Annotated in this window: 7 protein-coding genes; all 7 read right to left on the bottom strand. The window is 42.2% G+C overall.

The genetic code is table 11. The features are described from left to right. Position 1 precedes the first annotated feature (1 nt). On the bottom strand, positions 2–1,435 hold the full coding sequence (locus tag DW640_RS21165) for a calcineurin-like phosphoesterase C-terminal domain-containing protein (RefSeq protein WP_117578918.1): 1,434 nt from the start codon (positions 1,433–1,435) through the stop codon (positions 2–4). A gap of 135 nt (positions 1,436–1,570) precedes the next feature. Next, positions 1,571–2,974: an alpha amylase family protein gene (locus tag DW640_RS21160; RefSeq protein WP_182427188.1), complete on the bottom strand. Its 1,404-nt coding sequence runs from the start codon at positions 2,972–2,974 to the stop codon at positions 1,571–1,573. Between the two features lie 46 nt (positions 2,975–3,020). Beyond that, complete coding sequence (locus tag DW640_RS21155; RefSeq protein WP_054960158.1) at positions 3,021–4,718, bottom strand: DUF5018 domain-containing protein; 1,698 nt, start codon at positions 4,716–4,718, stop codon at positions 3,021–3,023. A 19-nt stretch (positions 4,719–4,737) separates the two neighbouring features. Then, a complete protein-coding gene (locus tag DW640_RS21150) occupies positions 4,738–6,399 on the bottom strand; it encodes a RagB/SusD family nutrient uptake outer membrane protein (protein WP_117578917.1) in 1,662 nt (553 codons plus the stop codon). An 18-nt stretch (positions 6,400–6,417) separates the two neighbouring features. Beyond that, entirely contained in the window at positions 6,418–9,642 is a 3,225-nt protein-coding gene (locus tag DW640_RS21145; protein WP_117578916.1) for a TonB-dependent receptor, read from the bottom strand. Positions 9,643–9,696: 54 nt separating this feature from the next. Beyond that, a complete protein-coding gene (locus DW640_RS21140) occupies positions 9,697–10,860 on the bottom strand; it encodes an AGE family epimerase/isomerase (RefSeq protein WP_117578915.1) in 1,164 nt (387 codons plus the stop codon). 143 nt (positions 10,861–11,003) lie between these two features. Further along, positions 11,004–11,429, bottom strand: a 426-nt coding sequence (locus DW640_RS21135; protein ID WP_048698429.1) for an MFS transporter, incomplete at its 5' end; no start/stop codon positions are given.

Below are 11,429 nucleotides of genomic sequence, written 5' to 3'. Positions count from 1 at the left end.
TTTATTTGTTTTCAATAGTTTGAGTATATACATTACCAAAACGGTCAGTCACCTTAATCTCTAGCCTTGCGTTTGGGTCATGAGGAGTTGCATGAAAGAGATGCTCGGTGAGAACCGGAGATATCCAGTCATATTTCACCTTTTCCTTATCTGAACAGATGACTTTTGCCATAGGATCATATCCTTTGTACTTTTGCATTTCGCCCATCCTTTGTCCATTTTCATACCATTCTACCTTCCACAGATCATCCCAGTTCCATACATTGGCTATGATATCAGAAGGATATTCATCCGACGATCCTGCCGGATAAGCATGAAACTGGTGTTCCAGCGGATAACCTGCGCTTTTATAAATCCACTTCAATTGATCTCCGTTCACTTCATATATACCGTAACCTCTGGGAGTTCCGTCTACATTGATGTCTGCACGCCACCAAGTGCCACACACTGCTGCCGTATTATGCTCCATCAACGAATCATTGAAACAAACGTTCGTATTGAAATGGGTATGCCCGGAAATGATATGCGCATTATAGCCCTCCAAGAGTTTATATAGTGCAGCTGTATTCACTGTTTCATCCTGATCCAAAGTATTATATCTTAACTTTTTCTGAAGGCTGGAGGGAATGTGCATGACCACAAATACCAGCTTATCCCTGGACACATACGAAAGGTCTTTTTCCAGCCATGCAAAAGTCCGTTCATCAATATATCCGATGTACTGGTAGTCACGATTGACATAGAAACAATTGTCGAGTACAATGTAATGGGCTTTTCCTTTATTAAACGAATAGTAGATGGGGCCGAAATAACTTTCAAAAGTATGGTACGAGTACTCAAAAGTACGTCCTCCGTAGGTCATGTCATGGTTGCCGATAGCACGATAAACGGGAAAGTCCAAAGTAGATACGGTATTAATGTAAGATGGATACAAAGAGGGGGTATCACCCACGATGTCTCCACAATCAATACCGAATATGTCTCTTTTTCCCGAATAAGGCTGTACATATTCTTTTATATCCTGCAGGAATCTGCCATAGGCTTTCACATCGTCTTCGGAAGTGACTTGCACATCAGCCTGCACCAGAAACAGATGATTCGCATCATTCTGAGGATTTTTCATCAACTCAAAATTATATCCGTCTTGTTTATCCATCTCTATTTGTTGATGGAATAAGGGAATGGTCTTTTCTGTTTTCGGCTGATAACCGGAAGGCACGGACAAGTAAACAAACCGGGCATCCCTTTGAGGAGCAAGCACATATTCGCCCGACTTATTAGTCAGAACACAGTCGATTCCGTCCGTTACAACTACTCCTTGAAGTCCTTTCCCATGACAGGTTACCTTTCCACGAATAGTACCGGATAAATTTTGAGCCTGCAAGTTCAAACTCAAACTCATCAAAATGACAAGTTGTAATAAATATATTTTCATAGTTATCTATTGTTCTTTATACAAATAAGGCAATTCATTAACATTAAGTCTGAACCTTGCGGCTCAGACTTAGTGCTATGAATAGAAAGGAGAATACTTGTATTGAGTATATTCTCAGATTGAATTATCAACTTCCTATTTTTGAACGGACTCCAGATAGTTATCAAATCCTGTCTTGAAAGCGTTCCAATAGTCGTACATCTTGATATGACAGAGGTCGAATGCGAAGAAGCCGTCGCTATTGTTTATACATGCGTCGATGGCATCAGGTATTTTAGCGGCTTGTCCACCGTTAGTCCATCCGGTACCATTGCCTATGTCCGGACCTCCGGAGAAGGGAACGTCACCTTTCAGCAACTCGCGACCGTTTTTGCAAAATCCCTCCATTGTCCATTCGCCGCTACCATAAATCTTATCGACAGATGCATAAGCACCTAAGAATATATAATCCAGATGATCGGCATAACCATAGTTCTTATAATCTGCTGTTGCCCATTTAGGATAGTAGGCTGAGGTGTCATATTTAGGACTTGCCCAATTTACTCCCGAAGTATAATAACTGGAATACCATGCGCCTACATACACTCCAAAATTGATTTCTGAATTTACGGATTTTACTTTCTCACGTGCCTTGACGATAAAGTCGTGAATCACTTTTACACGAAATTCCAACCATTTCTTGAAATAGGCAGGCTGATCTGAAGGTATCTCATCTGTGCCTGGTGCCATAATGTCTTCCGGAAAATGAGCAACTGTTTCCCCAATGTACTCTTCAAACTTCTGTTTAGAAACAGCCGAGAAATCACTTTCCAAGCCATAATCGTCATAACGGCAACGGTCCAGAATTATTCCATCCAAGTCATATTTAGCCAGGTCACCCAGTAACTGCAAAACGAAGTTCTGCACATCATCGTTAGCCGGATTCAAAAATTTAGCTCCATAATCGGTCTCGTCATTCAACAAATCCATCGTATTTGTCAGACCGTCAGCGAGATTAGCCACACTTGCCCATTCCTTCTTCGAGTCATCACGGAACAGTATTCCATCTGATCCGAGGTTATAGGGACATAAGTAACCACCGACAAAAGTATTGACTGATGCGTGCACTTTCAATCCCTGACTTCTGGCTGCATCTATAAATGCCTGCAGGTAATCCCATGTTTCAGTACGTTCATAATATACATAACCCGAACTTCCCCACACATCCATTCGCTTCACCTGATCTACTACAGTAGTGTTGAACAAAACATCTCCTGTAGTGGGACGCACGTCAACAATGATATCAGTAAACCCTGCGTTTTTTACTTTCACCATATCTGTGGAGATATTCTCCTTATTATTCGCATAATCCGGAAAATTAGCTGCCGCATCAATCCAGACATAGCGTGGCTTAACTTCTGTAACGTCTGGATTTTCCGGTTCTTCTGTTGAATTATCATTCCAGGGCCATCCGGGGATTCCATCAGAATCATCACTACATGAAGTGATAGTAACCATTCCGCAAAACGCCAATAATAATATTTTAAAAAGATTTCTCATATTATACATGTTTATTAATGTCAGTAACTCTTTTGAAACACATTAATTATTTGTCGATACAATCAAATTCATACCCTCCGATAATCTTACAGTTGTTGTCAACATAGTAAAGACGAAGTTTATATCCATCTGTAGTTGGAGCAAGCAGTACATCACCTGTTGCCGCTACACCATCTGCAGAACCGAACGAAGAAAGTGAAGGATTGAATGTCAAAGCATCTGAAGTAGATACCGTACCAGTGAACGATCCGTCCGAGGTTACATCGTACATATATAAATACGGAGTGCCGCCCCATTGCGGGAAGTGAGCCGTAGATACCAATACAAGATACTGTGCATTATTGAACGTTCTTGCATCCAGACAATTATTATTCATTGCCCAGGAATTGCCATTGTCCGAATTGGATAAAGACTTGGACGCATTATTACTTGTTCCATTCACCCAATAAAGTACGTTAGGATCATAATAGGATAAGAAATAATCACTTTGTGCAGTAGTTCCTTTGGTGACAACCTTCGTGTTTGACACAGGAGATCCCCAATAGCCAACACCATTTACCGATACTACTTCAGGACTTCCCAATACACCGTTTGTTATAATCCAGCGAACAAACGTGTTAGAACCGGACGAGGCTGTTCCGTCACACGTAGCAATAATAGCGGCATTTGTATTGATATCGCCCTGTACAGATACTTTTGTACCCATATCCAGACTTGTATTGTTGGTATAAGATGTCAATAAAGTTGGAGCTGTGGTTACAGAAGAAGTCTTATAGATAGAGAAGGATTTACCATTAGCTGCTTTTGTTGCCAATAATATGTTTCCTTTACTATCACTTGTCACACAACCTAAAGATGCAACACCTACACTTCCCAAAGTCATATTGCCAATCTTACTTCCTGTAGAGGCATTATAATAGGTAGGAGCAGTAGAACCGTCCCCTAAGCAAACAACTAAATTATTGCCATTAACGGCCAGTGAAGGTGAGTTGGCTGAAGTCCAGGGCAAACCTATAACTCCCATATCCAATTTAAACAATTCTGTCTCACTGCCTTTTCTATATCCATAAGGGATCTTATCCGGCACTGCCTTCTGAACTGTGTACGTCTGCTTCGTCACTCCGTCGTGAGCGATGACCGTCAGTTCTACAGGTGAATTGAAGTCAAGCGCCTCTGTCTTAGGATCCGGCGACATTGTCGCATGAGAGGAAAGTGAATATTCTGCCAGACAGGAAGATAAATCTTCTGCAGAAATCAGAGATACCGTCTTATGCTCTTCGTCAATAATTCCACTAATATCTTCGGCCGGTATTGAGAAACTTAATAACTGACATTTATTGGATTTCACTCTTTCACCCGTAATGCAGATTTGTTTCTTATATCCCTGCGCATCTGTATAAGTGAAGTAATTTTCTTTAGTCAAATCCAATATCGTCAAAACAGGGTTAATAGTACAGTTAGGAGCTAACTTTGCCTGGACCCTCATTGTCTTCATATATTCCGCCGTTTCATTTTCACTGTCTTCCGGATAAAACCATGGTATAGGAATCACATATTTATCTACAGACGCATCCGCAATTGTGTAGACAACAGCTTCTTTGTCCACATAAGGACCTGATGTAAAAAGTGCGGTCAAGCTTGTGATTCCCTGCCGCTCAGCAGTTGGAAGTACATATTCCGGATCTTGGCAGGAACTCATTAATGCCAATACTCCTAATAGTAAATATTGTATATTCTTTTTCATAATTGTTTTCATTTTAGATTTATTGCCATTCTGCATATTGAGTTACCGCACCGTTATTGTCCAACTCCGCCTGTGGCATAGGGAAACGGTACATCTTAGTCGGGAAGTTACGATCTTTGTCATCACACTCTACATAAATGTAATTGAACGAACCGTTTGCATTCTGTTCTATCTTAAGTCCATGAAGACGGATACCGGTGAATGCCGTTGCAGATAGTCTCCAGCGACGCATATCCCAATAATAGTGTCCTTCATAAGCTAATTCGACTTTACGTTCCTGACGAATCGCTTTCATCAGGTCTTCTCCGCTCTTGTCCGAATAAGGCAAGCCGACTCTGTTACGAATGTCTTTGATGTCTTTATTGGCTTTATCGGCATAGCCACTCAAATGATAGCAAGCCTCGGCATGATTTAGTAACACTTCGGCATAACGAATTTCGGTCCATGGCTGTGTACTTGCCTGCACAGAAGTGAAACTATGAGTCTCATCCACCAGCTTACGCAAATAATAACCTGTGGTAGAACGTCCTTCTGGTTTGGCATCCGTTTTCCATGCAGCCCAACCATCAGTACCATTGACATAAGATGCGATCGTTCTGCCTTTCCACGTCGCACCATTATAAAGAATGGTTGCTTTGAAGCGTGGTTCAAGTTTATCGTATGGAGGAGTTGCCGTTGTTCCTTCTGCAGTATGCCAGGTACTCCAATCCGGAAAACCGCTACCGTCCGCATATTCATAAGATTCTACCATTTCTTGTGTCGGAGTTCCAAATCCTCCGGTCATTGAATTACCATCCAACGCTTTATCACCTCCGGGAGCCATATAGCCGTCAAAATCATGAGTCACAGTAGAACTCTTGTCATAGCAATATTGCAGAATAGCTTCCTGACTTCCTGCTTTAAATGCATTAGAATAATTCTCTTTTTCTTCCAGCTTATATCCCATGCCCATCACTTCTTCGGCAGCGATCCGGGCATCATCCCATCTTTCTGCATAAAGCATTGCCCGTGACAGCATTGCATAAGCTGCTCCGCTAGTCAGACGTCCATTAGGGGTTTTATCAACCGGTAAATGTTCGCCCGCAAACTTCAGGTCCTCATATACAAAGTTCCATCCTTCTGCTTCGGAACTGACCGGCATATCCTTCTTTATATTATCCAGATCTTCATCATATATAATGACTTCCTTATAACGTTTTACCAAGTCGGTATATAAATACCCTCTGAAGAAGCGCATTTCCGCTTCCAGCCGTTCTTGTTCCGTCTGACCGAATGAGGCGTATTTTTTCAGTTTATTGAGACCTTCATTGACACGGCGTACATATTCATACATCGTTCCCCAATTGCCTAAATAAGTGCTGACATAACTTACTGTCAGAACGGATCCTCCATAAGCGATTTCGCTAGGTATCTGGCATTTAGACATATAGTTATAGGAACCGTATTTGAGTTGGTCTGTCAACGCTTCCGTCATGCCTGCCAGGCATTGTCCGTCACGATAAACTCCTAAATAATCGATATAACGGTAGAAATCGTTGACAGCTTGTTCGGCATATTCCAGTTTACTCCATACTAGTTTATCTGATGCTTTGTCCGTCGGTGTCATGTCTAGATAATCACTACATGAACCAAGCCCTAAAGAGGCTCCCAACAATATGATACTTATAAATTTTGTTTTCATAATAAATCTTTTAAAGGTTTAGAAAGTCAGAGTTATACCGCCCATGATTGTGCGTTGTTGAGGATAATATCCGTTATTCACTCCCGGAGATTCGGGGTCGATTCCATCGGGAAGACCGGAGATCGTGAATAAATTGGAACCTTCTACATAAATTCTAAGATTCTGAATTCCCACAGGGCTCATCCACTTTTTAGGGAATGTATAACCTAGCTGTGCCGATTTGAGACGAAGGTATCTGCCATTACGCAACCAGAAGGTAGAAGCTAATCCATTGTCTCCTCCATGTCCTTGATTTCCCAGAGTCAGACGTGGGAATGTTCCATTCGGATTTTCCGTGGTATACGCATTCTGAACCAGATATAAAGGTGAGTTGGCACCTTCTTTGAATGCTTGTGTCCAGACCGTATTGTCATCATAACCATTATAGTAAGTTCCGGTTAATGATACATCGAACAATGCGCCTCCGGTAAATTGTGCGCTTAAATCAAATCCGTTCCAGGCACAATTCAAGTTCAGACCATAAGTCAGTTCCGGACGATTGCCCCGTCCTACACGTGTTCTGTCATCTTCATCTATTTTGCCATCGCCATTTAAATCCTTATATTTGATGTCACCTACATTAGGACGGGTTCCATACCATGCGGAATTATCAATTTCTTCTTCCGAACGGAACAAACCTTCTGCCACCCATACGACTGAAGCGTCTACACTGCGACCTGTACGTTTTCTCCATTCTACAGTATTGGGACTATCCGGATAACGAAGATAGCGATTTCTTGCAAAAGTCAAGTTGAAACTGGCTCCATAAGAAAATGGTTTCCCTGCCAGATTTAATTTATTACGATGACTCACTGTGATTTCAACTCCCTTGCTGTCTACCTTGTTATAATTGGCATATGTATAATAATATCCTCCCATTGATGGCGGATAATCGCCTCCCATTGCTGTCAGAATATCATAGGTATAGTTATAGAATGCATCAAACTCCATACCCAGTAAACCATTCCACATGGTAAAGTCGAAACCTGCATTGTAAGTTAACGTGTTTTCCCACGTCAGAGTAGGATTTGCAATTACAGATGCACGCAGTGCCTGCATGACTTTTCCGTTCAGAATTGTCTGGTACGCATTTTTGTTACCGTCCATCAGGTTATAGGTACTAAGAAATGCATACGGACTCACATCGTCATTACCCAACAAACCGACAGATGCACGTATTTTCATATCATCCAGGAAAGTCAGATCGGACATAAAGTTTTCTTTAGATATTCTCCACGCTACTGATGCTGATGGGAAAAATGCCCAACGTTTTCCACTTACATTACCCGCAAACTTATACGAACCGTCATATCGTCCTGTGAATTCTGCCAGATACTTATTGTCATAGTCGTATTTCAAACGGAAAACGTAACCAATGCTACGATTGGCATCGCTATATCCGGAAATGGGGGAGTCTGCCGGTTGTCCGAAACTCAGTTCCGGAAGTTCTGCAAAACTCATATTCTTATTATATCCGGAGAAACTGTTTTCTTTATAATCACGGATTTCCGCAAGTACCATGGCTTCTACATTATGCTTACCGAAAGAATTCGCATAATTGATGCTTCCCTGGCCTACCATTTGACGGGAACTGAATTGTCCTTCACCTAAATTTATTCCATTTGCAGTTCCACGAGGATCATCCGCTTTAGTCCAAGTCCAGTCCGTAGTGGAGGTCGGCATTTTATTGATATAAGTAGAATAAGGCGTATTTAGGTTCTTATTATGTGAGGTCTTGTAGTCATAAGCTCCGGTAACCTTTACACTTAATCCTTTTACCCAAGGCAGATTATATTGTAAAGAGAGGTTAGTCTGCAAATCAAAGCTATTAGTATGTTTGTAGCCGGATTCATAAATAGCTGCTAGCGGACTATTCGGTAAGCTTGTATTATTCTGTGTAGTAGCGGTATAAAGTCCATCATATTTTTCCGGTAAATACGGATGCATCATGACAGTCTGGTGAGCTACCGATAACCAGCCCTGTTCTCCCAATTCGGAATTAGAATCCGTACCACCGGAAGCATATCCCGGAGTTTCACGTTTTCCTACATTTCCGGCAACTCCCAAACTTAACTGGAAATTCTTGGCCAGCTGAGTTTCAATGTTAGTTCTTAAGTTGTACCGTTTATAAGTAAAGTTATCAATATTACCATCCTGTCCCAAATAGCCGACAGATGTGAAATAACGCATTTTGTCACTACCACCCTGTACGGTGATGTTGTGTTTCTGATTGATACCTGTGCCAAACACTTTATCAATATAATTGACGTTATCCCATCCATCAGTAGGGTCGCCGTTCAACATCGCTTCCACATTTGCTTTTGTGAATACCGGTGTATATTGTTTCATGTCCGCAATACTTCCGTTAGCCAGCTTATCCATCATATCAGCCATATTATAATAATATGCAAACTGGGGACCATTCATAAACTGTGGGAAGTTTGCATTCATAGATGCTCCTATTGAACCGTTATATGTGATTCTTGACTTTCCTTCCTGTCCTCTCTTTGTTGTAACGATGATAACACCACCTGCGCCTTTCAAACCGTACACAGCCGCAGAAGCTCCATCTTTCAAGACAGATACACTCTCAATATCATTAGGATCAATGTCATTGATGGAACGAGGCATACCATCTACAATATAAGTAACATTGTAAATAGAACCACGAACCCGCAATACTGCTTGGTCATCACCCGGTTCTCCGGAGACTTGAACAGAAGAAATGCCCGGCAAACGTCCGCCTAACAAACTTGATACATTGGTTGCCGGTGCCTTTAACAGTTCGTCGCCTTTGACCGCAGAAACCGCTCCTGTCAGGGATTGTTTTTTTGCAGTACCATAACCAACAACAATCACTTCATCCAGAGATGCCACATCATCCTTCATCACCACATTGATCGTTTTCTGTCCGGCAACTTTTATATCTTGTTCCGCCATACCTACATATGAGAAAGACAATATATCTTTTGAAGTCGCCTGAATGCTGTATTTTCCATTAACATCTGTAACTGTACCATTAGTACTCCCCTTTACTACAACACTTACACCAGGTAGAGATTCTCCTGTCTCATCAGTAACAGTACCTTGCACCAAACTCTGTGCATGAGCATTGATAGCACATGCAAAAAGTGCGCATATTGAGAAAAGAAATATCTTCAATATGCGAGAGTTTTGCTTAATTTTTGAGTTAAACTCTGTCATAGAATTAATTTTTAGATTATTAATAAGATTGGTTAACATAATAATTCATTGTTTCTATAGCTGTTCCAATACTTTCCAGCATTGAAATAATCCCCTTGGTACATGAAAGCACCCTTTCCATTTACCACCTTTCAGCGGTAACAAAACTTCCCCTCTGCGATTCAGATATCCGTACCATTCCGGATATTCCGGATCTTTGAAGTGCGACCATGTGTAGTCATGCACTTTTTCAAACCATTCCAGACATTTCCTGTCTCCGGTCAGCTGATAACCTTTCAGCAGTGATATCAGAGATTCAATATGCACCCACCAAAGTTTCTGATCCCATTCCAATTGCTGGGGAGGACAACCGTTACGGTCCATAAAGTAATAGATACCTCCATATTGCTTGTCCCAACCGTAGTCGAGCATTGTCAGGGTTACGTCTTTTGCTTTTTCTATCAATTTCGGACGATTCAGGCGTTTGCCCAAATCCATGATGAACCACATCGCTTCAATAGCATGACCGGGAGTCACCTGGCGTCCTTCGAAGCAATCCACCAGATTACCGTCCATATCGACATTCTCAACAATGATGCCCCCCAGGTCCGGACGATAAAAGACATCCATCACTTCATGGATACAGGTTTCCATCGTCTGTTCCAGATAACCGGGATCCAGAAGATGTTCGATCTCCAAAGCCAGATTACAGAGAATCATCGGGAGAGCGAAGTTCTTCAGATTACGAGTACCCGGATGAAGCTTGTTCCACTTGCCTTTCGGATTATCAACCTTAGAAAGGATGATTTCAAAGGTCTTCTTTGCTATGTCCGCATACTCCTGATTTCCCGTAGCAAGACTCAGCTGTCCAAAGGCCATCGTGGCGAAAGTATATGAGAAAATATTGTATGGTTCTACCAGTGGTCTACCCGAACGGTCGAGTGAAAAGTACCAGTTATAATTCCCGTCATGTCCGTATTTTTTTAAGAATTCACCACCCTGAACGGCACAATCCAGCCATTCCTGTCGTTTTTCCACTTTGTTGTAAAGCATGGAGAACATCCATACCTCACGTCCCTGCAACCAGATGAACTTATCCGTATCGAAAACCTTCCCTTCACGGTCCAGGCAGCTGAAATAACCGCCAAACTCAATATCTTGGGAGTGCTCGAGCCAGAATGGAAGGACATTGTCCAACAATTCATCCCGGTACTGATTCGCTAGTTTCTTAAAATCCATAATATTGTTTTTATTATAGATAGGTATAGGGTACACCGAAGGCGGGAAACGTTTCTTGAATGGCCATGCAGAAAACCGCCTGCGGCTTCTCTATACTTCTCAGTTGTTGTTAGTTTACTGTTATTAAGGTCTCTTTCTTTCTTCTACTGTTCCGACCGGGTCCAGTATCTTTCAATCTCTTCCAGTGACTTTCCTGTGGTCTCCGGCACGAGTTTCCATACGATGAGCATATACGGCACGCACATGACTGCGAACAGGAAGAATGTTCCGGCGGGGGTGAGATTCTGGAGCATCCAGGGGGTTAGCTGTCCGATCAGGTACGTTCCTATCCACAGGGCGAATCCTGCAATGGACATCGCCAGTCCGCGCACCTTGGTGGGGTACATCTCCGAAAGGAGCACGAACACCACGGCACAGATGGAGACGGCACAGCAGAATACATAGAACAGGAAGAAAACGAGCAGGAAGAGGCTGGATACTCCCCAGGAATCACCGAAGAGGAAGTAAATGCCGATCAGCAGGAGGGAGACAACCATCCCCGAAACTCCGTAATAGACCAGTTGCTTGCG

This window comes from Bacteroides sp. AM23-12 (assembly GCF_003434395.1).
Lineage (GTDB): Bacteria > Bacteroidota > Bacteroidia > Bacteroidales > Bacteroidaceae > Bacteroides > Bacteroides thetaiotaomicron.
The sequence above is the reverse complement of the archived record's forward strand: the minus strand, read 5'-3'. Positions and strand labels throughout refer to the sequence as shown.